20 protein-coding genes, 1 tRNA gene and 1 riboswitch are annotated in these 24,395 nt (G+C 61.1%); of the genes, 6 read left to right on the top strand and 15 right to left on the bottom strand.

The annotated features are described in order from the left end of the window. Positions 1-8 precede the first annotated feature (8 nt). The 11 genes from RBQ93_RS05080 to alr form a co-directional block, all read right to left on the bottom strand. Positions 9-1,217, bottom strand: a complete 1,209-nt coding sequence (locus RBQ93_RS05080; protein WP_320370949.1) for a glycosyltransferase family 4 protein — start codon at positions 1,215-1,217, stop codon at positions 9-11. Further along, positions 1,195-2,151 (bottom strand): glycosyltransferase family 2 protein, encoded by a 957-nt coding sequence (locus RBQ93_RS05075; protein ID WP_320370948.1) that lies wholly within the window; start codon positions 2,149-2,151, stop codon positions 1,195-1,197. Before RBQ93_RS05075 ends, RBQ93_RS05080 begins: the two co-directional genes overlap by 23 nt. Before the next feature lie 15 nt (positions 2,152-2,166). Then, complete coding sequence (locus RBQ93_RS05070) at positions 2,167-3,114, bottom strand: glycosyltransferase family 2 protein (protein WP_320370947.1); 948 nt, start codon at positions 3,112-3,114, stop codon at positions 2,167-2,169. Between the two features lie 178 nt (positions 3,115-3,292). Beyond that, on the bottom strand, positions 3,293-4,141 hold the full coding sequence (gene ccsB, locus RBQ93_RS05065; RefSeq protein ID WP_320370946.1) for a c-type cytochrome biogenesis protein CcsB: 849 nt from the start codon (positions 4,139-4,141) through the stop codon (positions 3,293-3,295). A 17-nt stretch (positions 4,142-4,158) separates the two neighbouring features. After that, positions 4,159-5,529: a cytochrome c biogenesis protein ResB gene (locus tag RBQ93_RS05060; protein WP_320370944.1), complete on the bottom strand. Its 1,371-nt coding sequence runs from the start codon at positions 5,527-5,529 to the stop codon at positions 4,159-4,161. A gap of 184 nt (positions 5,530-5,713) precedes the next feature. Further along, positions 5,714-5,989 carry a cytochrome c3 family protein gene (locus RBQ93_RS05055; RefSeq protein ID WP_320370943.1) on the bottom strand — a complete coding sequence of 92 codons (276 nt, stop codon included), beginning with the start codon at positions 5,987-5,989 and terminating at the stop codon, positions 5,714-5,716. 82 nt (positions 5,990-6,071) lie between these two features. Continuing rightward, on the bottom strand, positions 6,072-7,346 hold the full coding sequence (gene purD / locus RBQ93_RS05050) for a phosphoribosylamine--glycine ligase (protein ID WP_320370942.1): 1,275 nt from the start codon (positions 7,344-7,346) through the stop codon (positions 6,072-6,074). A 202-nt stretch (positions 7,347-7,548) separates the two neighbouring features. Next, on the bottom strand, positions 7,549-9,108 hold the full coding sequence (purH, locus tag RBQ93_RS05045) for a bifunctional phosphoribosylaminoimidazolecarboxamide formyltransferase/IMP cyclohydrolase (RefSeq protein WP_320370941.1): 1,560 nt from the start codon (positions 9,106-9,108) through the stop codon (positions 7,549-7,551). A 52-nt stretch (positions 9,109-9,160) separates the two neighbouring features. Continuing rightward, a complete protein-coding gene (locus tag RBQ93_RS05040; RefSeq protein ID WP_320370940.1) occupies positions 9,161-10,402 on the bottom strand; it encodes an ASKHA domain-containing protein in 1,242 nt (413 codons plus the stop codon). A gap of 11 nt (positions 10,403-10,413) precedes the next feature. Further along, entirely contained in the window at positions 10,414-11,457 is a 1,044-nt protein-coding gene (gene selD / locus RBQ93_RS05035) for a selenide, water dikinase SelD (RefSeq protein WP_320370939.1), read from the bottom strand. Beyond that, a complete protein-coding gene (alr, locus tag RBQ93_RS05030; RefSeq protein ID WP_320370938.1) occupies positions 11,454-12,587 on the bottom strand; it encodes an alanine racemase in 1,134 nt (377 codons plus the stop codon). Before alr ends, selD begins: the two co-directional genes overlap by 4 nt. Positions 12,588-12,681: 94 nt before the next feature. Beyond that, positions 12,682-12,794: riboswitch (TPP riboswitch) on the top strand. A gap of 57 nt (positions 12,795-12,851) precedes the next feature. Between alr and thiD the strand changes: the two genes are divergently transcribed. The 3 genes from thiD to nikR all read left to right on the top strand — a co-directional run bounded on the left by thiD (position 12,852) and on the right by nikR (position 16,204). Next, a complete protein-coding gene (gene thiD, locus RBQ93_RS05025; protein WP_320370936.1) occupies positions 12,852-14,336 on the top strand; it encodes a bifunctional hydroxymethylpyrimidine kinase/phosphomethylpyrimidine kinase in 1,485 nt (494 codons plus the stop codon). Further along, the gene (gene thiC / locus RBQ93_RS05020; RefSeq protein ID WP_320370935.1) at positions 14,333-15,622 is read left to right on the top strand and encodes a phosphomethylpyrimidine synthase ThiC; all 1,290 of its coding nucleotides are present in this window, start codon (positions 14,333-14,335) and stop codon (positions 15,620-15,622) included. The genes thiD and thiC overlap by 4 nt, the downstream gene beginning before the upstream one ends. A 162-nt stretch (positions 15,623-15,784) precedes the next feature. Next, positions 15,785-16,204 carry a nickel-responsive transcriptional regulator NikR gene (gene nikR, locus RBQ93_RS05015; protein WP_320370934.1) on the top strand — a complete coding sequence of 140 codons (420 nt, stop codon included), beginning with the start codon at positions 15,785-15,787 and terminating at the stop codon, positions 16,202-16,204. A gap of 10 nt (positions 16,205-16,214) precedes the next feature. On the opposite strand, the gene RBQ93_RS05010 is transcribed toward nikR, so the two are convergent. The 4 genes from RBQ93_RS05010 to RBQ93_RS04995 form a co-directional block, all read right to left on the bottom strand. Then, a complete protein-coding gene (locus tag RBQ93_RS05010; RefSeq protein ID WP_320370932.1) occupies positions 16,215-16,964 on the bottom strand; it encodes an ABC transporter ATP-binding protein in 750 nt (249 codons plus the stop codon). A 4-nt stretch (positions 16,965-16,968) separates the two neighbouring features. Continuing rightward, positions 16,969-17,796, bottom strand: a complete 828-nt coding sequence (gene cbiQ, locus RBQ93_RS05005; protein ID WP_320370931.1) for a cobalt ECF transporter T component CbiQ — start codon at positions 17,794-17,796, stop codon at positions 16,969-16,971. Between the two features lie 10 nt (positions 17,797-17,806). Beyond that, positions 17,807-18,826 carry an energy-coupling factor ABC transporter permease gene (locus RBQ93_RS05000; RefSeq protein ID WP_320370930.1) on the bottom strand — a complete coding sequence of 340 codons (1,020 nt, stop codon included), beginning with the start codon at positions 18,824-18,826 and terminating at the stop codon, positions 17,807-17,809. An 87-nt stretch (positions 18,827-18,913) separates the two neighbouring features. Then, positions 18,914-19,726: an SIR2 family NAD-dependent protein deacylase gene (locus RBQ93_RS04995; protein ID WP_320370929.1), complete on the bottom strand. Its 813-nt coding sequence runs from the start codon at positions 19,724-19,726 to the stop codon at positions 18,914-18,916. Between the two features lie 69 nt (positions 19,727-19,795). Between RBQ93_RS04995 and RBQ93_RS04990 the strand changes: the two genes are divergently transcribed. The 3 genes from RBQ93_RS04990 to RBQ93_RS04980 all read left to right on the top strand — a co-directional run bounded on the left by RBQ93_RS04990 (position 19,796) and on the right by RBQ93_RS04980 (position 24,346). Then, a tRNA-Thr gene (locus tag RBQ93_RS04990) sits at positions 19,796-19,871 on the top strand. Positions 19,872-20,022: 151 nt separating this feature from the next. Continuing rightward, a complete protein-coding gene (gabD, locus tag RBQ93_RS04985) occupies positions 20,023-21,477 on the top strand; it encodes an NADP-dependent succinate-semialdehyde dehydrogenase (RefSeq protein WP_320370928.1) in 1,455 nt (484 codons plus the stop codon). 151 nt (positions 21,478-21,628) lie between these two features. After that, positions 21,629-24,346 (top strand): EAL domain-containing protein, encoded by a 2,718-nt coding sequence (locus RBQ93_RS04980; protein ID WP_320370926.1) that lies wholly within the window; start codon positions 21,629-21,631, stop codon positions 24,344-24,346. Positions 24,347-24,395 lie beyond the last annotated feature (49 nt).

Here is a 24,395-nt window from a genome sequence, read left to right as displayed (position 1 = left end):
AGACCCGCTTATTTTGCAACCGTCAACAGACGCTGGTAGAGACCTTCCAGTTGGCTTGCCCGACGCTTCCAGCCATGTTCCTCACGGGCCCGCAGCCTGAGGCGCTTGCCCCGCTGCTGCAGATCATCGTGATCCTGGAGGGCCTGCTCGATGCTGCGGGCCAAATCCTCGGCGCTGGCCGGCTCGGCATAGATACCGTCATCTCCCAGCAGCTCACGGTTGACCGGGCTTTCAAAGCAGACCGTGGGCAGGCCGCAAGCCATGTAGTTCAGCAGCTTGCCATTGGCCTCGGTGGTCGAGAGCTTGGGCGAAACCGCCAGATCACCGGCCGAGAGCAACAGTGGTGCATCGTCATAGTCCACCCGACCGGTAAAGGTCACAAAACCGGCCAGTTTCAGCTGTTCGGCCCTGACGCGGTAGGCCTCATCCGGGAAGCCCATCAGCAACAGATGAAAGGTGCAGCGCCGTTCTTTAAGCAGCACGGCAGCCTTGAGCAGCAGGTCGGTGCCCTGGTACGGGTTGAGCAGCCCCAGGTAAACCACCAGCGGCAGATCGTCGCTGAAGCCCAACCGCTGGCGTGCAGCACTGCGCGACAACGGACGAAATACCATGCTGTCAACACCGTCCGGAAAGGAGACCACCCGTTTTTCCGGCAAGCCGTTTTCCAGCAGCTCATCCCGGCCGGGGGTTGAGCTGGTCAACACCAGATCGGCCAGCCGGTTGATGCCCCCCTCTACCGCCCTGAACAAGCGGTGCAGTAGCGAATCCCGCTTAAAAAAACCGTGGTTGAGCGATTCGCCGGTCAGGCTGCCCTGGTAGTCAAAGACCAGCGGCACCCGCAGCAGCTTGGCCACCAGCCAGCCCACCAACGCGCCTTCGTGCAGGTGTCCGTGCACCAGCTGCGGCCGGAAGCGCAGGCCACACCGCACTGCCGCCACCAGCAACAGCAGATCCAGATACAGTTTGTGCCAGGAAGGGCCGGCCTCCCGCTTCTCATACCAGGGGACATCAATGGTCCGCTCAACCGGCACCGGTTCCAGATCGCGCCCCAGGTGGTAGCTGACGATCCTCACCTGATGGCCTTGTGCCATCAGGGCCCGCGCCTCCTCAAAGATCCTGACATGACAGCCCCGATCCGAGAAATAGGGGGTTGGAGCGATCATCAGGATGCGCATCCCGGTCTGGGCGTACTGATCAGACATGGTCATCCGGCTCATTCAACCGCTCCCTGACGGTGTAAACCGGCTTGCCTTGCGATTCGTACCAGGTGCGGGCGTTCAACTCCCCTAACAGCCCCAGGGCGATGAACTGCACCCCCATGAACAGCAGAAAGGCGGTCAGGATCAGGAGCGGGTTGCGATTCATGCTGTAGTCGTTAAACAGCTTCATCCAGAGAGTGGCGCCGCCGGTCACAAACGACAGCAGCACCGCATAGATGCCCCACTTGCCAAACAGCTGGATCGGCTTGGTGGCATAGGACAGCAGGAAGCGGACCGTGATTAGATCCAGCACCACCCGCATGGTGCGTGAGATACCGTATTTGCTCTGGCCGTGCAGCCGCGGATGATGGCGCACCGCCAGCTCGGTCACCTTGGCCCCCACGCGGGATGCCAGGGCCGGCACAAAACGGTGCATCTCGCCGTAGAGACCGATCCCTTCCAGCACCTCGCGTCGATAGGCCTTGAGGGTACAGCCGTAGTCGTGCAGGTGAACGCCGGTCATGCGGGAAATCAGGCCGTTGGCGATGCGCGACGGCAGCGTGCGGTTGATGAAGGCGTCCTGGCGGTCCTTGCGCCAGCCTGAGACCACATCATAGCCTTCCCTGATCTTTTCCAGCAGCAGCGGGATATCGGCCGGGTCGTTCTGCAGGTCGCCGTCCATCGGGATGATCACCGCGCCGCGGGATGCCTCGAAACCAGCCGCCATGGCGGCGGTCTGGCCGAAGTTACGGCGGAAGCGGATCACCCGCACCCGCTTGTCCGCCAGGGCCAATTCCTTCAGCACCGCAAAGGAACCGTCGCCGGAACCGTCATCAACGGTGATGATCTCATAGCTCAGGCCAGTGGGTTCAAGGACGGCAGTGACGGCGTCGTAGAGTGGACGGATATTCTCTTCTTCGTAGTAGATCGGGATTACGACACTCAGATCCATGCTGACAACTCCTGATTACTGGTCGGACAACGCCAGGCGACGCACCGTAACTGCTGCATGGTTATAGCATGTTTGAGGCGGCAGCGGCAGCAGAAACCCGGCCAGAAGTCCCACCCCATTGGCAAGGTGCAAAAGCGGAAACAGGGCCGGCAGCAGCATGGCAAACAACGGGTTGCGGGCTTTGGCCGCTGCCCGCAGACCACACACCAGGCAGACTGCAGCGTAGCCCCCTAACGGCAGGCGCCAGAACGGTGTTGACACCAGCGGCAGGGTTACCAGGTAGAGCACGAAACCTAGCGGCGCAAGGGGCATTATCCCGGACAAGCCGGCCATGCGGGTCTGGCGGGCCCGGCCGCGGCCATAGCGGAACATCTGCTTGCCAAAGGCAGCCAGATCGGGGCGTTGGCTACGTTCAACCGGCAGCTGGGGGTCATGCAGCAGCCTGCCGCCGCTTGCCTGCAACCGGTCGAGAAACTCGTTTTCCTCATTGGGGTAGAGCCGCTCGTCAAAGCCACCGCAAGCAAGGAACGCCGCGCGACGTACCGCCAGATTGCAGAGGATCAGTTCACGTTCTGTGGTCTCCCGCAGGCTGCCCACGGAACGGTAACGGTTACGCACCCCGCCTGCCCCCAGCGGAGAGGCCAGGACAGCGCCGATGGCACGCTGCAGCAGCGAATCGCTGACTGGAGTCAGCGACGGGCCACCAACGGCAAGCAGCTGGGGATCCCGGAAATGTTCCTCGATCCGCAGCAGGCAATCGGGCGCCACCGCTGAATCATCATCCAGAAAATAGATGATATCACCGCGGGCCTGTTGCACCGCCTCGTTGCGCTGACGACTGGGGTTGGTTCCTTCCGCCACCAGCAGTTCGAGCTGCTCATGCGGCCAGCTCAGCCGTCTGACCCGCTGCACTGCCTTCGGCACCAGCCCCGGTTGAATCGGTATGACAATGGTGATGGTCAAGAATACCTCGTGTAAACGAGAAAAACCGGGCGGACCCGGTTTTTCCTGTCTTGTAACATAAAGCAAAGATTTTTTCGTCCTAAGTGCGGCTGACCAGGGAGGGCGCGGAGGCGTACTGCTCAGTACGCCGCACAAGCCCTGCCGCCGGCAGACGTGCCTAGGACGGAAAAAGATCGTTTTACAGGCCGCCGTAGCTGTGCAGACCAGACAGCAACAGATTGACCCCCAAATAGCAGAAGATGGTGGCGGCAAAGCCGATGATCGACAGCCAGGCCGCCCGGCGGCCCACCCAGCCCTTGGTGAAGCGGGCATGCAGAAAGGCGGCGTAGACGAACCAGACGATCAAGGACCAGGTCTCTTTGGGGTCCCAGCTCCAGTAGGTACCCCAGGCGTAGTTGGCCCAGGCCGCACCGGTGATGATCCCCAGGGTCAGGAGCGGAAAGCCGACCATGATCGCCTTGTAATTCAGGTCATCCAGCACCTTGGTGGGCGGGAAGAGCGAGAGAATACCGCCGGCGGCATCAGTCGCCTTCTCTTCGCTTTGTACCTTGATCAGGTACATGATCGATACCCCGCAGGCCACGGCAAAGGCGGCGTAGCCCAGGAAACAGGTGATCACGTGGTAGGTCAGCCAGTTACTCTGCAGGGCAGGCATCAGCGGGTTGATGTCGGCCGGCAGGTAGAGTTGGGCCCAGGTCATGCCCAGCAAGGCAAAAGGCATCACAAAGACGCCGATCACCCGGTATTTGTATTTGGCGTCGATGATGCCGAAGATCAGCACGATGCTCCAGGCGAAGAAGACCACCGACTCGTACAGGTTGGACAGCGGGGCATGGCCCAGGCCGATGTCGTAGGATTCCTTCCAGCGCAGACCGGTGGCCACCGTATGGATGGCAAAGCCGATCCAGGCCAGCACTGAGCCGGACAGGCCGACCTTCTGGTTGCGGCCGGCCAGGTAGATGAAAAAGGCCAGGGTGGAGGCCATGTAGAAGATGGTGGTGATGTTAAAGAGTTTGGCGCTCAGCATAAACGGTCATTCCTCCGTTAGATGTTCTGATTGTGCAGTTTTTCTGCAAGGGCCTCAAATTCGTCCTGGAAGGCCGGCTGGTTTTTGCTGGCATTACCAAAGATCCGCGCATGGCCGGGGGACAACACAATCCAGACCCGTTTGTGGGACATAAAGAAGGCGATGCACAGCCCCAGACACATCATGATGCAGCCGGTCCAGACCACCCAGACGCCGGGGTCCTTGTTGACCTGCAGGCCGGTGTACATCTTGGCGTCGGTGCCGGTAAAGGTGAAGATCAGCCGGTCGCCGCGCAGATCGTCCAGCGAAGGCTGTTCTTTATAGACCCTGAAAAATTGCGGCTCACCGCTGCCAGTTACCCGCAGAGTAGCCACCAGTCCCTCACCAGGATTGTCGGTCAGATCCACGATGCTGGCGCTGCGACCGTCCGATAGTTTCGTCTGTGCTCCCGGCCGCAGGGCGATCTGCTCGCTGGCGCCGCTGCTGCGGTTGGTCACCGAGAAGAAGAAGGCAGTCGGATCCGAGGCCGGCCCATAACTGGATTGATAGAAGGTGATTCCTTTGTAGGTCAGCGGCTCGTTAACAACCAGACGGACATGCTTGTAATCGGGAATCTCCTTACCGTTTTCGGTCAGGGTCAGGATGCTCTTGAACTCCTTGGGCATGCCGCTCGGACCGCCGCCGGGGGCATCGTAAAAAGTGACCGTAAACTGATCACAACGGACCTCGAAGCCCAGTGGGATGGTCTTGCCGCTACGGGCCTGAATGGCGTTGATGGTTTCACCCTCAACAATCGCCACAAACCCTTTGTAACCAAACAGGTTGCCGATGATGGCGCCGACAAAGATCACCACAATGCTGAAGTGCACCACATAGACCCCCAGCCGACACCAGGGATTCTTCTGGGCAAACAGGTGATACTGGTGATCCACCTTGGTGATGACCGGCTTGGCAAACTCTGCCCCCAGGAACGCAGCCAGACGATCCTTGCTCTCCTCTAGAGAGGATGCCAGCTTGAAATCACGGGAGGGGAAGATCTTCTGCTGCATCTCTGACAGCGTGGTGGCCGGTTCGCTGACAAACTTGAAGACATGAGGCAGGCGCTTGATGGAGCAGGCGATCAGGTTGATGGTAAACAGGGCCAATAACGCCAGAAACCACCAGGAGTGGTACATGTCAAAGAAGCCCAGCTTCTCGTACAACGCCCGTTTGGTAGCGCTGATGGTGGCCCAGTAGCGTTCATCGATGTTGGGAAACTGGGGAATAATGGTTCCGATGATCGAGGTGATCGCCAGGGTGATCAGCAGGGAGATGGTCAGTTTAAGTGAGCAGAAAAAATCCCAGATTTGTTGTACCAGGCTGCGTTCGTTCGTACTCAAGATTGTCACTCCAGAAGATGTATTAGCTGAGACTCATAATACCAGACCATTTATGTCTTGTATTAAGTCTGTTTTATAAACCATCCACCTTGAAAAAGGTAGTGCTTTTTTGCCCAAACAGGACTCGACAACGTAAACAAAAAGGGCCGGCAGATGCCGGCCCTTTCGGAGAAACACTGACCATCAGGTCAGGCTACTTCTTGTGGCAATCCTTGCAGCCTTGGGGACCCTTGGCTTCTGCCTTGTGACACTTGACGCACAGCTGGTTGTGGGCAACGTCCTTGTTGATCTCTACCTTCTTGGGGGCGCCTTCGTGGCACTTGGCACAGCCCAGCTTCATGTGAGCCTTGTGGGGGAAGGCCACCTTGCCGAAGGAACCACCCTTGTACTCGTAGTTTTCCTGGGCAGCAGCAAAGGCGGAACCAGCAAAGGCAACCACGGCAACCATCGCAATAAGAGCTTTTTTCATCGTTACAACCTCCTCTAGGGTGTCAAAATTAGAAGGACTAAAGCATAGCCCTTTCCATGATGTCAAGCATTAAGCATACCAATCAGCGCCGGTCGAGCGCCTTACGGCCGATGTCACGCCGGAACTGGACACCCCGCCAACTGATGGCAGCTACTCCCTGGTAGGCCCGCTCAATGGCGGCCGCCACCGTAGTGCCCCGTGCGGTCACTCCCAACACACGACCACCGGCGGTCACCACCGTGCCGTCCTGCTCTGCCGTACCAGCATGGAAGACCGTCACGTCCTGCAGCGCATCAGCAGCATCAAGACCGTTGATCACATCACCCTTGGCGATCTCGCCCGGATAGCCCTCGGCCGCCATCACCACGCAGACCGCCGCCTGGTCGTACCATTCGATGGTCTTACCGGCCAGGCTGCCATCGGCAACCGCCATCAGCAGCGGCACCAGATCGGACTGCATCCGCATCAGGAGCGGCTGGCACTCGGGATCGCCAAAACGGGCATTAAACTCCAGGGTCTTGACCTGGCCATCCTTGACCATCAGACCGGCATACAGGATACCGCGATAGGGACAGCCTTCGGCGGCCATGCCGTCCACCGCCCGCTGCACCACCTGCTCCATGGCTGCGGCATGCACGGTCGGTGTCACCACCGGCGCCGGCGAGTAGGCCCCCATACCACCGGTGTTAGGGCCTTTGTCACCATCAAAGATCGCCTTGTGATCCTGGGCCGAGGCCAAGGGGATTACCTCTTTTCCGTCAGTGATTGCCAGAAATGAGGCTTCTTCACCCTCCAGAAACTCCTCGATCACCACCCGGGAGCCGGCAGCACCGAAGGCGTTGCCTGAGAGCATTTCATGTACTGCGGCGTTGGCCTCCTCAACCGTCTGGGCAACCACCACCCCTTTACCGGCGGCCAGGCCATCGGCCTTGACCACGATCGGCGCGCCGGTCTGCTGGATAAAGGCCAGGGCAGGCTCGATCTCAGTGAAGACACCATAGGCGGCGGTCGGAATACCATACTTCTGCATCAGGTCCTTGGAAAAGGCCTTGCTGGCCTCGATCCGGGCAGCGGCACGGCTGGGGCCGAAGATCTTCATGCCGTACTCCTGAAACAGATCCACGATCCCCAAGGACAACGGCTGTTCCGGGCCTACCACGGTCAGGTCAATCCCCTCTGACTTGGCAAAGCCCAACAGCTTGTCGATCTCATCGGCCTTGATCGGCACGTTGACCGCCAGGCTGGCCGTACCGGGATTACCCGGCGCACAGAACACCTGCGTCACCAGCGGCGACTGGGCAATCTTCCAGACCAGGGCATGTTCGCGGCCACCGCCGCCCACCACCAAAACCTTCATACGATTACCTCTCTATCGGATCGTTCTATTTTTCGTGAGGTCAAGAAAGATGAGCGCATGCGCGGAGGCGTACAACGAAGTACGCCGCACAAGCATGCGCGACATCTGACGCCGAGATCGCGGAAAAGAGGACGATCCCTGCTACTCTGTGAGCCGCGCAGCGACGAGACAACGCAGCAGACGGGCGTTTATCAACGCGCGTCTAATGACGGAAATGGCGCATGTTAGTGAAGATCATGGCAATCCCATGCTCATTGGCCGCCTGAATCACCTCTTCATCCCGCACGCTGCCGCCGGGCTGGATGATGGCGGTCACCCCGGCCTCGGCAGCGGCATCCACGCCGTCGCGGAACGGGAAGAAGGCGTCAGAGGCCAGCACGGTGCCTTTGATCGGCAAGAGCGCCTTCTGCACGGCGATCTTGGAGGAATCCACCCGAGACATCTGGCCGGCGCCGATCCCCACGGTCTGATCACTGTTGGTGAAGACGATGGCGTTGGACTTGACATGCTTGCAGACCCGCCAGGCGAAATCCAGGGCTGCCAGCTCGGTGGCGTTGGGGGCCCGCTGGGTCACCACGCGGCAATCGGCAGCAGCCACCATGCCCAGGTCGCGGCCCTGCAGCAGCAGACCGCCCACCACCCGCTTCATATCGTAGCCGGTCTGGGCATGGTCGCCCAACAGCGGCACCTGCATCACCCGCACGTTCTTCTTGGCGGTGAAGATGTCCAGTGCTTCCTGGGTATAACCGGGGGCGATCACCGCCTCCAGGAAGGTGGAGGTCAGTTCGCGGGCCGCATCGGCATCCACCTGACGGTTGAAGCCGACAATGCCGCCAAAGGCCGAAACCGGGTCGCACTCACGGGCCTTGAGGTAGGCCGATAGTGGGCTGTCGCCCAGGGCCACGCCGCAGGGGTTGGTATGCTTGATGATCACCGCCGCCGGCTTGCCGTTGAACTCCTTGACCGTCTCAATGGCGGCATCCAGGTCGATGATGTTGTTGAAGGACAGTTCCTTGCCCTGCAACTGCACCGCATTGGAGACGCAGGGTTCGGTCACGCTGGGGTCAACATAGAAGGCGGCCGACTGGTGGGGGTTCTCACCGTAGCGCAGGTCTTGGGCCTTTTTGACCTGCAGGCTATAGGTCTCGGGATACTCCACGGCTTCGTCGCCCAGACGGGCGCCCAGCCAGTTGGAGATGGCGCCGTCATAGGCGGCGGTGTGCTGATAGACCTTGACCGCCAGACGAAAATTGGTCTTCTCGGAAACGCAGCCGCCATTGGCAGCCATCTCGTCCAGCACGGCCTGATAATCCTTGCAGTCCACCAGCACGGTCACGTCACGGTTGTTCTTGGCTGCCGAGCGCAGCATGGTGGGACCGCCGATGTCGATGTTCTCGATGGCCTCCTCCAGGTGGCAATCCGGCTTGGCCACGGTGGCCTCGAACGGATACAGGTTCACCACCACCAGATCGATCGGCTGGATGCCATGCTCCTGCATCTTGGCCTGGTGCTCCGGGTTGGAACGGATACCCAACAGGCCGCCATGCACCTTGGGATGCAGGGTCTTGACCCGGCCGTCCAACATCTCGGGGAAGCCGGTAAACTCGGAGACGTCTTTGACCGTCAGCCCTGCCTCACGCAGCAGTTTGGCGGTACCGCCGGTGGAGAGGATCTCCACGCCGTAGCCTGCCAAGGCCTTTGAAAACTCGACCACACCGGTCTTGTCGGAGACACTGATCAATGCACGGGTAATTTTTGCCATACGTAAAACCCCTTCGTTTGTTGTTTTCTATCGCTCGCGGATATCGGGAAAGTTATGCAGGAAAATCGATCTGTTCGAGAAATTTCTGTTCAAACAGGTGGGTACCGGAGAGCGGCACCACCCGGCAACGGGCAGCCAGCGACTCAACGGCTGGCACACCCTCTGGGTGCAGTACAAAGCGCTCCACACCTGCCAGGGCGCCCTCACTGACAAAACGGCACTTTTCTACCATTTCCTCACTGAAGATGCCAACGGTTTTCAGGTCCTGCGGCTCCAAAACCGCCCCAAAGGAACCGGTCAAGATCAGGTCCCGCAAGGCGTCACAATGTATACGCGCCCGCTCCAGCAACACGTCCAGACCGGCCCGCACCGCTCCCTTGGCAAGCTGCAGCTGGCGGATGTCGCCCTGTGTCAGTACAACCTGCCCCTGGGCATCACGGTGCAGCACAAAGACCAGCTCACCGGCACGCTCCATGAGCCGGGTGGCCAGATTGGACGAGACCTCAGCGGGAGTGAGTAGACGCCCCGAGCGATCGATGATCCCTTTACGGCGCAACGCCGCCACCAGCCGGATCACGGCAGAACCGCAGATACCTAGCGGTCTTCCGCCACCAAGCACGCTGGTCTGCAGGCGATCATCATCCAGTGAGAGATCACTGATGGCGCCTCGCAAGGCAGCCATGCCGCAGCTCAGGTTGCCCCCCTCAAAGGCCGGACCGGCAGCGGCCGAGGTGGCCCACAGCGTCTGCCCGTCGTCCAGCGCCATCTCGCCGTTGGTGCCCATATCAAGATACAGGGCCGGTGACGACGGCGCCTGCTGCTGGCAACCAAACAGAAAGGCCACCGTATCACCCCCCACAAACCCGCCCGGCTGGGGAAAGAGATACACCTGTTCGCAAAACGCCCAGTCCAGCTCTGCAGCAGCTATCGTCAGTCCCGTGGTTTGACGCGGCCGAAAGGGCGGCCGGACCAGCGTCTCAACCGGCCAGCCCAGCAGCAGGTGCTGCATGGCCGGATTACCGGCCACTGCCGCCAGACGCACCGGCTTTTCTCCAACACCGGACTGCTGCAGCAGCGATTGAGCTAAACGGCCAAGTTCAGCGCGGACCAGGCCGGTCATGGCCGAGGCTGCCGACGTGTCATGTACGGCTGCATCCAGCCGCGCTACCACGTCAGCACCGAACGAACGCTGCGGATTCAGACTGCCGTCCATGGCACAACGACGGCCGCTGCTCAGCTCGACCAGCGAGGCCGCCAGAGTGGTGGTACCAAGATCAAAGGCGATGGCGTACATAGAGGAGCCTGCTAGTAACGGATGAGAACCGGCAGGGCCTGACGCTGCAGCACCTCGCCCACCGGCCGGGCAAAGATGCCGGCCATGCTGGCTGCAGCCAGGAACTGTTCAGCTTCGCCAGGGGCCAGAGCGATCAGCAGACCGCCTGAGGTCTGGGGATCGAACAGCGGCAGCAGCCGGTCAGGGTCAACCTGACCACTGTCCAACTGGGAGGCGTAATAGTCGCGGTTGCGGTAGCAACCGGCCGGCACCATGCCGTCTCCCACCAGGGCGGCCAGCCCAGCCATCAGCGGGATATGGTCAAGCTGCAATGCCAGCGTTACCCCAGCCCCCCGGGCCATTTCGCAGCAGTGGCCGATCAGACCAAAGCCGGTCACATCGGTACAGGCGCTGGGTGCGTACTGGAGCATCAATTCACCGGCAGCCCGATTCAGCTGCATCATCCAGCTGATCGCCTCGGCCTCAATCTCCGGTTCCACCAGTTCTCCCTTGATGGCGGTGGAGACGATGCCGCTGCCCAGCGGCTTGGTCAGGATCAGGCGGTCGCCAATGCGGGCGGTGCTGTTGCGGATGATCCGCTCGGGATGAACCGTGCCGCTGACCGACAGGCCATATTTAAGCTCGTCATCCTCGACGGTGTGTCCGCCCACCAGACAGCATCCGGCCTCGTTCAGTGCCTCCTGGCCACCGGCCAGCAGTTCGGCCAGCACCTCTGGCCCCATACTGCAGGCCGGAAAGAAGGCCAGGTTCATGGCGGTAACCGGCCGCGCCCCCATGGCATAAATGTCGGACAGGGCATTAGCGGCGGCAATCCGGCCAAACTGATAGGGATCGTCCACCGGCGGAGTGACCACGTCACAGGTCTCCACCAGGGCCAACTCCGGGCTCAGGCGATAGACCCCCGCATCGTCGGAGGTCTCCGGTCCCACCAGCAGGTTCGGGTCAACGGGGCGTTTCAACCCCGACAGAGCATTTTCCAGGCCCTCCGGGCCCAGCTTGGCCGCTCAGCCGGCCGCCTTGACCGTTTGGGTCAGTTTGATCTTTTTGTTAGTCATTTCAAATACACCCTCGGTACCCGCTTCGAGATACCGCAAAAAATCTCATAGGGGATGGTACCGGCCCACTGGGCCAGCTCTTCGACCCGGATGCTGTTGCCTAAAGGGTCACAGCCCATCAACGTCACCTCATCCCCCACCGCAACGCCTTCAATATGGGTCACATCCAGCATGAACCAATCCATGCAGACCGTGCCGGAGACCGGTGCCCGCTCACCCCGTACCAGCACCTGCCCTTTATTGGTCAGAGTCCGGCAGTAGCCGTCGGCATAACCCACCGGAACGCTGGCAATCAGGCTTTTGCTGCTGGCGCTGAAGCGGCGGGCATAGCTGATGGCGGTGCCCGGCTCGACCCATTTCAACATGGCGATCCTGCTCTTGAGGCGCATCACCGGCTTAAGGTCGAGCTTGCCCTGAAAATCAGCCGACGGCAGGGCACCGTACAGGGCGATGCCCGGACGCACCAGGTTGCAGAAGGGGTAATCCTTCAGCAAGGCACCGGCACTATTGGCAATATGTATGTAACGCGGCGCGTACTTGGCCTTGCGCACCTGCTTGACCGCCCATTCAAAGCGCTCGGCCTGCATGCGGGTATAATACTGGCCTGCCTCGTCCAGCTCGTCGGCCGAAGAGAAGTGGGACACCACCCCCTCCAGGCAGATGTTGGGCAGCAGCTTCATGGCATCCAGCAGGGCCGGCACCTCGTTATAAGGGATGCCCAGACGGCCCATGCCGGTATCAACCTTGAGATGCACCAGGGCCTTGCGATACAGCTTGGCAGCCGCCTGGTCCAGGGCCTTCAGCTGATCAAAGGAAAAGACCACCGTAGAGACGTTGTAACCGACACACTTGCGCTCCTGGCCGGGATAGACACCGCCCAACAGCAGGATCGGCTTATCAATGCCGGCCTTGCGCAACTGGATCGCCTCAGCCAGGAAGGCAACGCCAAAGGCATCAACCCCCTGCTGTTCCAATTCACGACTGACCTCAAGAAAGCCGTGGCCATAGGCGTCGGCCTTGACCACTGCCAGTACAGCGGCACGGGAAGGAACTGAGGCACGCACGGTACGGTAGTTCTCCCGCAGGGCGGACAGATTGATCTCAGCAAAGGTTGGACGGCTATCGAACATGGTCCTGAATTCTTATCACGGCTCCTGGTGGCGGGCAACGAGAAAACAATGTTTTGGGGCAGTTGACGTGCTGTTCGTTTTAGCGTATGGTTTGTGCCTGCCCTGGGGGAGCCGTCTTTTGAAGCACCTGGCTGAGACAGCGCTTGCGCTGAACCCCTGAACCTGAACCGGGTAATGCCGGCGGAGGAAAGCGGCCAGCTCATGTCATGCACAGGGCCGCTCTGTATCCGCAGAGCGGCCTTTTTTCGTACGAGGCGACCAGCCATGTCCATCACACAACCGTCAAAACTACGCCTGGTGGCCCCCCTGTCCAGGGGGGGCGTTGTTGAACGCCAGCTGCGGGGCGTCTACCTGATCACCGATCAGCACGAAAATCTGCTGGAGCGGGTACGCACGGCACTGCGGGGCGGCGTCAACGTCCTGCAGTATCGCGCCAAGGACAAGCCGCACGAGGCCATGCTGGCCGAAGCGGCAGCCCTGCAGCAGCTCTGCCGCGCCAGCAACGCCCTGTTCATTGTGAATGACGATATCAAGCTGGCCCGCGATCTGGATGCCGACGGCGTCCATCTGGGACAGGATGATGGCAGTGTCGCCGCAGCCCGCGACCTGCTGGGACCGGACACAATCATCGGCGTCTCCACCCACAGCCTGGAGGAGGCCCTCAAGGCGCAGGCAGACGGCGCCGATTATCTGGGGTTCGGCGCCATGTACCCCACCGGCAGCAAGATGATCACCCAGATGCCCGGTACGGCCGGCCTGGCTGCTGTTCGCGACCAGGTCAGGCTGCCGATCGTGGCCATCGGCGGCATCAGTCCTGCAAACGCCTGTCGGGTGATCGAGGCCGGCGCCAATGCCGTGGCGGTGATCTCATCGGTGCTGTCAGCCCCCCGGCCCGAACTGGCGGTGGCCGAACTCAGGCTGCTGTTCAACCGCACCGCCCCCTTCCCGCGCGGGGCCGTGTTGACCGTGGCCGGCAGTGACTCCGGCGGCGGGGCCGGCATCCAGGCCGACCTGAAGACGATTACCCTGTTGGGCAGCTACGGCGCCTCGGCCCTAACCGCCCTGACTGCCCAGAATACGCGCGGCGTCCATTCTATCCACGGTCTGCCCCCCAGCTTTGTCAGGGACCAGCTGCAGGCGGTGCTGTCCGACCTGCCGATCGACGTGATCAAGACCGGCATGCTGCACACCCCGGCCATCATCAGCCTGCTGGCAGAACAGCTGTCCGAGCAACCCCGCCTCTTGCCGGCGGTGATCGATCCGGTGATGGTGGCCAAGGGGGGCGCCCATCTGCTGGAGCGGGATGCGGTGACGGTCTTTGTGCAGGAACTGCTGCCCCAGGCCTACCTGCTGACCCCCAACCTGCCGGAGGCTGAACGGCTGTTGAATCGCCGGATTACGACCATCGCAGCCATGGAACAGGCTGCCCGTGACCTGCATGCCCTGGGTGCCGCCAATGTGCTGGTCAAAGGCGGCCACCTGACCGGCGCCGAAGCCCAGGATATCCTGTTCGACGGCAGCACGATCCACCGCTTCACTGCCGACCGTATCTTTACCAGCGCCACCCACGGCACCGGCTGCAGCTATGCCTCGGCCATCGCCAGCCTGCTGGCCCAGGGCGAACCGCTGACCGAAGCGGTGCGCCGTGCCAAACAGTTCATCACCACCGCCATCCGCCTGGCCCGCCCGATGGGCAAGGGACACGGACCGGTCAACCATTATCTCGCCGCAAAGGAACAAGCGCCATGACCCAGTTAGAAGCCGCCCGCAAAGGGATAATCACCGACAAGATGCAGACCGCTGCCGCAGCCGAAGGGGTCAGCCCCGAATTCATCCGCGACGGCATTGCCAAGGGCACCATCATCATCAGCCATAACGACAAGACCCACCAGCACGGCATCCCGCTGGCGGTGGGGGCCGGCCTGCGTACCAAGGTCAACGCCAACATCGGCACCTCGGCCGACGACACCGACATCACCAAAGAGCTGGAAAAGGCTCGGGTGGCGGTCAAGCATGGCGCCGACGCCATCATGGACCTCTCCACCGGTGGCCCGGTGGATGAGATCCGCCGCGCCATCGTGGCCGAAACCAAGGCCTGCATCGGTTCGGTGCCGCTCTACCAGGCCGCCACCGACACGGTGCGGGTCAAGAAAAAGGCCCTGGTTGACATGACCGCCGACGACATCTTCAAGGGGATCATCAAGCACCTCGACGACGGCGTTGACTTCATCACCGTCCACTGCGGCGTCACCCGTTCCACCGTGGAGCGGATGAAGAACGAAGGGCGGATCATGGACGTGGTCTCCCGGGGCGGCTCCTTCACCATCGAGTGGATGAGCTACAACAACAAGGAAAACCCGTTGTACGAAAACTTCGACCGCCTGCTGGAGATCACCAAGGAGTACGACGCCACCCTGTCGCTGGGGGATGGCTTCCGTCCCGGCTGCCTGGCCGACGCCACCGACCGGGCCCAGATCCACGAGCTGATCATCCTGGGTGAACTGACCCAACGGGCCTGGGACGCCGGGGTACAGGTGATGATCGAAGGGCCGGGCCATGTACCCCTCAACCAGATCCAGACCAACATCCAGCTACAAAAGCGGCTCTGCCACGGCGCGCCGTTCTACGTGTTGGGACCGCTGGTGACCGACATCGCGCCGGGCTACGACCATATCACCTGCGCCATCGGCGGTGCCATCGCCGGGGCAGCCGGGGCCGACTTCCTCTGCTACGTCACCCCTTCGGAGCACCTGGCCCTGCCGGAGATCGAGGATGTGCGCAACGGCGTGATCGCCTCGCGGATTGCGGCCCATGCCGCTGACATCTGCAAAGGACTGCCCGGTGCCATTGAAAAAGACAACGCCATGGCCCGCGCCCGCAAGAAACTGGACTGGGAAGGTCAGTTTGCCCTGGCCCTGGACCCGGAGCGGGCCCGGGAGTACCGCGCCAATTCACCGGTATCCGAGCATGGCGCCTGTACGATGTGTGGAGAGTTCTGCGCCTATAAGGTGATGGACGAAGCAATGAAAAGGTAGGAACCGTCTTTTTCTGCCCTGGTCGCGTCACTCTTCAGCAAGCCTTGTGCGGCGTACCCGTAACGTACGCCTCCGCGGCTTGCCTTGATTGCCGCAGCCAGGACAAAAAAATCCTCGTTCCTGTTCTATCGGTTTAAAGCTTAGGCACGAGAGGGGAAGGTCATGGGCGACACCACTCGTTTCGGCATCTCGATCGACAGCGACCTTTTGGAGAGCTTTGACCGGCTGATCGGTCAGAAGGGGTACCAGAACCGCTCCGAGGCGATCCGCGACCTGATCCGCAACGCCCTGGTGGAGGAGAAGACCGCCAGCGGCCAGGAGGAGATGGTCGGCACGGTCACCATGGTCTACAATCACCATGTACACGACCTGGCCGACAAGCTGACCGAGCAGCAACATCAGCACCATCAGCAGGTGGTTTCGGCCCTGCATGTACACCTGGATGCCCACAACTGCCTGGAGGTACTGGTTTTAAAAGGGAGCAGCGCCGAGATCAACCGGATCGCCAATGAACTGCTGGGGGTCAAGGGGGTCAAGCACGGCCGGCTGTTCCTGACCTCAGCCACCCCCGAAAGCCACTAACCTTTATCCGTCACCTGCCGCAGACGCAGCAGGCCTGCAGCGACAGCGGCGGCTCCAGCCGACAATCGGCCAAGAGCGCCGTATCCGTCAATATCTCTCCTGGGGCGCCGTCCGCCCTGATCTCTCCTTCGTGCAGCAGCACCACCCTGCTGCAGACCTGAGCCACCATATCCAGATCGTGACTGCTGATGATCCGGGTATGGTCAAAGGTGCTCAACAACTGCATGATCTCTCGTCGACCATAGGGGTCCAGACCGGCCGTTGGTTCGTCCATCACCAGCACGGTCGGGTCCATGGCCAGCACCGTGGCGATGGCGACCCGCTTTTTCTCGCCCGCCGAGAGCCGGTAAGGCGGCTTGGCTGCCAGGTGGCGGGCGGACACGGCATCAAGCGCCAGGCAGACCCGTTGCTCCAGGTCGGCGCCTTTCATGCCCAGGTTAAGCGGGCCAAAGGCCACATCGTCATAGACCGTGGGCATGAACAGCTGGTCGTCCGGCTGTTGGAAGACCATGCCGACACTTCGCCGCACCTCCTGCGGTGTGGCAGGGGCTACCGGCACGTCGCCGATCCGCACCTGTCCGGTGGTGGGGGTAAGACTGCCGTTCAACTGCTGTAACAGGGTGGATTTGCCTGCTCCGTTGGCGCCGATAATGGCCACCGACTCACCGGGGCGGATGCGAAAGGAGACCGAACGGAGCGCAACGGTCCCGTCCGGGTAGCTGAAACAGAGCTGATCAGCTGCAACGATCGGGTGGTTCATACGCTCAAACCACCCCTTGAAACAGACCGAGGGCAGCCGCCCCCACCAGTTGCGGCAGATTGACCAAGCGCAACAGCAGGCAGCCCCCTACAAACAGCAGCAACACCGTCAGTTCAGGCAGACCGAAGCGGCAGCGGCGGCTGGGCAGAAACTGCCCCGTAAACCCACGGGCCAGCATCGCCTGATGAATCCGCTCGGCCCGCTCCCAGGAGCGCAGCAGCAGGTGGGCAATCATGGCCGCAAAGGGACCCGGCCCCATCCCCCTGCGGCCGAAACTGCGCAACGAGCGGGAACGTGACGCGTGGACCGCCTCCTCAGCCAGCACAAACAGATAGCGGTACATGAACAGCAGCTGGATCACCAGAGGTTGCGGCACACCGAGCCGGGCCAGGGCCTCGCAGACGGCCGGAACGCCACTCACCGCCACCAGCAGGATGGCGGCGGCGGCAGTCAGCAGGGCACGCAGCACGATCGAGGTGAATGAGAACCAGCCCCCGCTGATGCCAACCGTGCCCAGCTGCAGCTGAACCGTCTGATCCAGCAACGGATTGGCGGCACCGATCAGCAGGGCAAACGGCAGCACCAGGAGCGCCTTGCGCACCACCAGCCAGACTGGCAGCCCGGCCGTGGCGCATACCGCCAGGGGAACAAAAAAGAACGGCAACAGGCCGCTCAGTTCGTAGCGATCAAAGGAAACCACGGTCAGGATGAAGCCGAACGCAGCCAGCAGCTTGACCCGCGTATCGAGGCGGTGAATCACTGAATCACCGCTCGCCAGCAAGTCAAGCTGACGCAGCTCCAGCAACGAGCCGAAGATGGCACCAGAGCTCATCGTGCAGCACTCACGGATTGCCCCTGCCCCTGCCCAGCAGTAACGCCCCAAGCGACAGGAACAACACGGTGATGCCCCCGCCCACCAGCCCGGCAAGACTGGTCCCCCAGCGCTCGTCCGACGGCCCCGCGGCAGACTGCTGAGCGGTTGTCTGCCTCAAACCATAGTCCGGCAAGAGTGCCAGCCGCTCCTGAACCGTGGCCATCACCTGATGCAGACCATGCTGGGGATTGGCCAGCTCAGCACTGCCTGCCACCTGCCGGATCGCCCACTCCAGGCCATCAGGTCTATCCGAAGCCGCCAGCGACCCGAGTCCTCCGATCACGACCGTTGCAGCAAAAAAGCCAACCAGCAGCCTGCGTAATGGCAGCCCTGCCGGTGATGGCGACGGTTGCAACGCAAGGAGCTCGGGACGGGCTGTACTGACCAGCGTCAGTACAGCGGCGGTGACAACCCCTTCCAGCAGACCGATCGCCAGATGTATCGGCTGCATTAACAGCGCAAAGGTAGCAAACGGCAGGGCAGAGATGCCGGACAACGTCGTCTGCAGCACCACCGCCAGGGCGCCTGACTGAAGCGCCACTAACGCGGCGATCATAATGGCAGCTGAACGGCGGGACGCAGTGGGGGCTGGGCCGGCCAGGGGCCGGTAACAGAATGGATAGATCAGATAGGCCGGAATGATCCCCATGTTGACGATATTGCCCCCTAAGGCCAGCAGGCCGCCGTCGGCAAAGAGCAGGGCTTGTACGATCAGCACCGAAGAGATGGCCAGCAGCGCCCCGTGGGGCCCCAACAACACCGCCAACAGCAGGCCACCTCCCAGATGGCCGCTGGAACCGGTGCCGGGAATAGCAACATTAATCATCTGGGCGGCAAAGACAAAGGCGCCCAACACCCCCATCAACGGCACCCGGCGTTGATCATTGCCACGCTTGAGCTGCGCCGAGCTGTAGCCAATTGCGCCCGCTGCAACCGCCCACATGGTTCCCCCCACTGCTGGAGAAACCAACGCGTCTGCCATATGCATAGCATGCCCCTGGTGTCACAGATTTTAAATTCGTGCTACCGGGACTATAACGCTCAGCAATCAACCCGTCAACCAACTGCCGACTCTCTACAGCGCGGCGTCAATCCGCTGCAGCCCTTCCAGCGCACCGCAGGCCAGCCCGATATGGGGTGAGGCGATCTCCGGCTCACGGGTGTTGATCCGGATCACCGTGGCGCCGGGATAGCGCCAGCCGATCCGTTCCGAGGTGGCCCGGATGGTGGGAATGGCGCTGCCTGCCCCCAGCTCAATCACAGCGATCCGACCATCGGCATGCTGCGCCAGAAACGCCTGAAAGCGTTCTTCCTGACCGTGGGTCCGCTCCGGCAACCAGGACCAGTCGCCGAACATCAGGATATTGGGTCGACTGACCCCACCGCACTGCGGGCAGCGGGGGATATGGCCAGCCCGCATACTGACCTGATCAACCGGGATCTGTTCGTTGTTGGGCCAGATCACCTGAGAACAGGGCCGTAGGCACTGCAACCAGTGGATCGATCCATGCACCTCGAGGACACAATCATCAGCAAAGCCGGCCTTTTGGAACTGGCCGTCCACGTTGGAGGTAACTACAAAGCAAGGCAAATCTCGCTGGGCTATCCAGTCGCGTATGATCCCGAACCCGCCGTGGGGAACGGTCTCTCGGTACAGATTGGTGCGATGGCCGTAAAAGCCCCAGCCAAAGGCCGGATCGTGTTGAAAGTGTTCCGGGTTGGCGCACTCCACAAAGGAAAGCCCCAGACGGGCATAGGGCGGATAGGCCTGCCAGAACCCCTGGTTGCCGCGAAAGTCGGGCAGCCCCGAATCCACACCCATGCCGGCGCCGGCGGTAATAATCAGCGCCTCTGCATTCCGGACAAGCTCTGCCGCAACTGTGAACATACGAGCCTCCATAAGACAGTGAGTATTGACGGTTCAACTGTTTTAGTATACAAAAACAAGCCTTCGTGTGCCACTTTAGCTCAGATGGTAGAGCAACTGATTCGTAATCAGTAGGTCAGCGGTTCGATTCCGCTAAGTGGCTCCAGTAAGCAAGCAGCCCCACTCCTGACCAGGAGTGGGGCTTTTTTGTGACCAAACACCCCCCCCCACACATCTTGTCCATGACACACAAGGGCGTATCTGATATATACAAAATACTGTATACACTTTCATCCCGCACAGGAGGAGATACCTTTATGCTTAGTCTCTCTGACCCTACCCTGCTCCGCCAAGCCTGCTATCTGAATGGAACCTGGTGTGCCGCTGATTCCGGCGCAGTACTGTCGGTCACCAACCCGGCCAGCGGCGAACAATTGGGCACCATCCCCAAGATGGGCACCATGGAGACCCGCCGTGCCGTTGAGGCGGCCGGAGCCGCGCTGCCGGCCTGGCGGGCAAAAACTGCCAAGGAGCGGGCGGTGATCCTGCGGCGTTGGTTTGATCTGATGATGGCCAACCAGGAAGACCTGGCGATCATCATGACCGCCGAGCAGGGCAAGCCGCTGGCCGAATCACGGGGCGAGATCGCCTATGCCGCCTCGTTCATCGAGTGGTTTGCCGAAGAGGGCAAGCGGATCTATGGCGACACCATCCCCTCCTACGCCCGTGACAAACGGATTGTGGTGATCAAGGAGCCGATCGGGGTCTGCGCCGCCATCACCCCCTGGAACTTCCCTGCCGCCATGATCACCCGTAAGGCCGGCCCGGCCCTGGCAGCCGGCTGCACCATGGTGGTCAAACCGGCCACCGCCACCCCCTATTCCGCCCTGGCCCTGGCCGAGCTGGGTGAACGGGCCGGCATCCCGGCCGGGGTGTTCAGCGTGATCACCGGTTCATCAAAAGAGATCGGCGATGAGCTGACCAGCAACCCGATCGTGCGCAAGCTGACCTTCACCGGTTCCACCGAGATCGGCAAACAGTTGACCGCCCAGTGTGCAGAGACCATGAAGAAGGTCTCCATGGAACTGGGGGGCAACGCGCCGTTCATCGTCTTTGATGACGCCGACCTGGACGCCGCCGTGGATGGGGCCGTGGCCTCGAAGTACCGCAATACCGGTCAGACCTGCGTCTGCACCAACCGCCTGTTGGTACAGGCCGGCGTGTATGATACCTTTGCTCAAAAGCTGGCAACCGCAGTTGCCGCCATGAAGGTGGGGGACGGGCTGAAGGGCGAGGTGCAGCAGGGGCCGCTGATCGATGAGGCCTCGGTTGAGAAGGTTGAGGAACATATCGCCGACGCCGTAGCCAAAGGGGCCACCATCGCCCTGGGAGGCAAACGTCACGCGCTGGGGGGTACCTTCTTCCAGCCCACCATCCTCTGCAACGTCACCCCGCAGATGCTGGTGGCCCGGGAAGAGACCTTCGGCCCCGTAGCGCCGATCTTCAAGTTCGAGACCGAGGCCGAGGCGATCCAGATGGCCAATGACACCGAATTCGGCCTGGCATCATACCTTTACACCCGCGATATCGGCCGAGTCTGGCGGGTGTCCGAAGCGCTGGAATACGGCATGGTGGGAATCAACACCGGGCTGGTATCCACCGAGGTGGCCCCCTTCGGCGGGGTCAAGGAATCTGGAGTCGGCCGCGAAGGCTCTAAATACGGCATCGAAGAGTTTGTGGAGGTGAAATACCTCTGCATGGGCGGCCTGTAAACACTATCATCAGGCTTGACGCAGCCCTAAAATACTGCTACCGCACTAGGTACTACTTGTTACGGAGTTTTGTCCGACCGCCATGCGTTACCACCACCTTTCATTGCGCACCAAAATGACCCTGGCGGTATCTGGCCTGGTGCTCTTGCTGATGCTGATTACGGCCGGGGGCACGCTCTCCTATTTCGAGCGACTCCACGAGGCCTCTGTCCGTACAAATCAGGCCAATGTAGTGCGACTGCTCAGCATGAACGTCGACAATTCGTTGCGCTATGCCAAGGATGCCCTGCAGCGTAACGCCGACAACCTGCCGGAACAGGCCCTGCGATCAGAAGCCGGTGCACTCACGTTCCTTAAATCACGTGCCGGGCTGTACAATTTCTTTACTGGCCACCTGTTCATGCTTGCTGCTGATGGCCGCCTAATTGCCGAATATCCCTCGTTACCACATGACCAGCACCGGCTGTCATTCTTTGCAGGGCAGCCGGCGCTCAAAAAAGCGCTGGCAACCGCCAAGCCTCAGGTCAGCTCTCCAACCGCCTGCTGTGCCGCCGATGACGGACTGCAGGCCTTCATGTTTGTCCCGGTGGTGCGTAACGGGCGCATACGTGCGGTGCTGGCTGGCAGCGTAGACCTAAAACGCCCCAACCGGCTGTCGGAACATATGCAGGAACCCAGCGGCGTTAACGGTGTGATCAGGCTGATAAGCGATGATTACCAGGTGGTGGCCCACGTCAATCCCGAACTGATCGGTCGCCAGTCAGTGACGGAAGTGGCAGAGGCGGTCGATCAGGCGCTTAAACAGGGTTCCGTCGCGCTCACCAACATAAACCGCTACCAGTTGCCAACCTTTACGTATCTACACCGACTGGAGACTGCCGACTGGGTACTGGCTGCCAGCATCCCGGTCGATGAAGTCTACGCCCCGGTGCGAACCGTACGGACGTGGTTCATCCTGGCAACCCTGCTGGGCATGGCCGCTGCAGTGCTGGTGGTGTTTCTGGTCATGCGCCTGCTGACCCGTCCGGTGGAGCAACTGGCCCGGCACGTTGAACAGCTGTCGCACAAACAGGGCAGCGACCGACTGCTCCATCTTGATACCCATGGCGAGATCGGCCGACTGATCAAGGCCTTCAACACAATGGTGCAAGAGGTTGAACAGCGCACCTTTGAACTACAGGAAAGCGAACAGCGCTACCGGGTTGTCAGTGAGTTTTCCAACGACTTTACCTACTGGCGCCGCCCCGACGACAACTTCGAGTTTGTCTCCCCCTCCTGCCTGGAGGTTACCGGCTACAGCATGGGCGAGTTTTACAGCAACCCGCAGTTGATGGAAGAGATCATACATCCGGCAGACCGGCATCTGCTGGAGGCGATGGAGAGCCAGCCGGAAAACGGGACCTGCCAGGGGGGCGAGCTCGAATACCGGATCACAACCAAAGACGGCAGCACCCGCTGGATTCGCCGCAACTGCCGCCCGATCTACGACGAGCAGAACCAGTACCTGGGTCGCCGTGGCAGTCTGTGCGACATCACCGACAAAAAACTGCTGGCCGACCAGGTGTCGCACTTGGTACTGCATGACCTGCTGACCGGTCTGCCGAACCGAACCCTGTTCGTTGATCGGCTGACTGTCCACACCCCCCGGACCGTCACTGAACACGGGCTGATGGCCGTACTGTTCTTTGGCCTGGATCGTTTTAAGTTGATCAACGACACCATGGGACACGAGGTGGGCGATCGGTTGCTGATCATGACTGCCGAGCGGCTGCGTGCACTGCTGCACGCCGACGACACCCTCTGCCGCTTTGGCGGCGACGTGTTCGCCTTCATCCTGCAAGGGCGCGAGAGCAAGCACGAGGCGGTCACCATGGCCTACCGGATTCTGGCCAGCCTCAATGATCCGTTTGCCATCAATGCCAGTCAGCAGGTGCTGCTGACCGGTAGTATCGGCATTGCCCTCTGCCCCAATGACGGCAAAGACCCGGAAACCCTGCTTAAAAACGCTGAAACAGCCATGTACGATGCCAAACGGGGCGGCAAAAACAGCTTCCGTTTCTATTCCCGCGACATGAACGCCCAGGCGGCCGAAATGCTGGCCCTGGACAACAGTATGCCGACAGGACTTGCAAACGGTGATTTTTATCTGCACTACCAGCCCCAACTGGACCTGAAGAGCGACCGTGTGGTCGGCATGGAAGCGCTGCTGCGCTGGCGGCACCCTGAGCTGGGCTTCATCAGCCCTGATCGTTTCATACCGCTGGCCGAGGAAAGCGGTTTCATCATCAAGCTGGGTGAATGGGTGCTACGCAGCGCCTGCTTCCAGAATGCGGCCTGGATCAAAGAGGGCCTGCCACAGCTGCGCATTGCGGTCAATATCTCCGGTCGCCAGTTCATTGAACCCGATTTCGTCGACCAGGTGGCGGCAGCCCTGGCCGACAGTGGGCTCCCCCCGGGACTGCTGGAGCTGGAACTGACCGAAAGCATGCTGGTTTCCGATCAACAGCAGGCGCTCCAACGACTGCGGGTTCTTAAGAAGATGGGCGTACAACTGGCCATCGACGACTTCGGCACCGGCTATTCGTCCCTTTCCTACCTGAAGCACTTCCCGCTTGATCGTCTCAAGATCGACAAGTCATTCGTAAACGACATCCTGGTGGACCCGGATGACGCAGCCATCACCGATGCGATCATCGCCATGGCCCACTCCCTCAAGCTGCAGGTGATTGCGGAAGGGGTCGAGACCATCGAACAACTGGCCTTCCTTGAAGACCGTGGCTGCGATGAGATTCAGGGCTACCACCTGAGCAAGCCGCTGTCGGAACGGGATCTGGCCAGCTTCATCAGGGCCAGGGGCGAGAACCAGTAACACGAAACGCCAACGGGCGGGGAAGCTTCCCCGCCCGTTGGCGTTTCGC

The sequence above is a fragment of the Trichlorobacter sp. genome (assembly GCF_034008105.1).
Classification (GTDB): domain Bacteria; phylum Desulfobacterota; class Desulfuromonadia; order Geobacterales; family Pseudopelobacteraceae; genus Trichlorobacter.
Note: the sequence above shows the minus strand (reverse complement) of the source record. Positions and strands in the feature narration are given on the sequence as shown.

Bases quoted from the DNA above. Each gene is read 5' to 3' on its own strand.
- cbiQ (WP_320370931.1), bottom strand. From the start codon at position 17,796: ATGAGCTCTGGTGCCATCTTCGGCTCGTTGCTGGAGCTGCGTCAGCTT.
- RBQ93_RS04995 (WP_320370929.1), bottom strand. From the start codon at position 19,726: ATGTTCACAGTTGCGGCAGAGCTTGTCCGGAATGCAGAGGCGCTGATT.
- RBQ93_RS05010 (WP_320370932.1), bottom strand. From the start codon at position 16,964: ATGAACCACCCGATCGTTGCAGCTGATCAGCTCTGTTTCAGCTACCCG.
- thiC (WP_320370935.1), top strand. From the start codon at position 14,333: ATGACCCAGTTAGAAGCCGCCCGCAAAGGGATAATCACCGACAAGATG.
- RBQ93_RS05075 (WP_320370948.1), bottom strand. From the start codon at position 2,151: ATGGATCTGAGTGTCGTAATCCCGATCTACTACGAAGAAGAGAATATC.
- RBQ93_RS05055 (WP_320370943.1), bottom strand. From the start codon at position 5,989: ATGAAAAAAGCTCTTATTGCGATGGTTGCCGTGGTTGCCTTTGCTGGT.
- RBQ93_RS05080 (WP_320370949.1), bottom strand. From the start codon at position 1,217: ATGAGCCGGATGACCATGTCTGATCAGTACGCCCAGACCGGGATGCGC.
- RBQ93_RS05000 (WP_320370930.1), bottom strand. From the start codon at position 18,826: ATGCATATGGCAGACGCGTTGGTTTCTCCAGCAGTGGGGGGAACCATG.
- alr (WP_320370938.1), bottom strand. From the start codon at position 12,587: ATGTTCGATAGCCGTCCAACCTTTGCTGAGATCAATCTGTCCGCCCTG.
- thiD (WP_320370936.1), top strand. From the start codon at position 12,852: ATGTCCATCACACAACCGTCAAAACTACGCCTGGTGGCCCCCCTGTCC.
- ccsB (WP_320370946.1), bottom strand. From the start codon at position 4,141: ATGCTGAGCGCCAAACTCTTTAACATCACCACCATCTTCTACATGGCC.
- purH (WP_320370941.1), bottom strand. From the start codon at position 9,108: ATGGCAAAAATTACCCGTGCATTGATCAGTGTCTCCGACAAGACCGGT.
- RBQ93_RS05040 (WP_320370940.1), bottom strand. From the start codon at position 10,402: ATGTACGCCATCGCCTTTGATCTTGGTACCACCACTCTGGCGGCCTCG.
- purD (WP_320370942.1), bottom strand. From the start codon at position 7,346: ATGAAGGTTTTGGTGGTGGGCGGCGGTGGCCGCGAACATGCCCTGGTC.
- nikR (WP_320370934.1), top strand. From the start codon at position 15,785: ATGGGCGACACCACTCGTTTCGGCATCTCGATCGACAGCGACCTTTTG.
- gabD (WP_320370928.1), top strand. From the start codon at position 20,023: ATGCTTAGTCTCTCTGACCCTACCCTGCTCCGCCAAGCCTGCTATCTG.
- RBQ93_RS04980 (WP_320370926.1), top strand. From the start codon at position 21,629: ATGCTGATTACGGCCGGGGGCACGCTCTCCTATTTCGAGCGACTCCAC.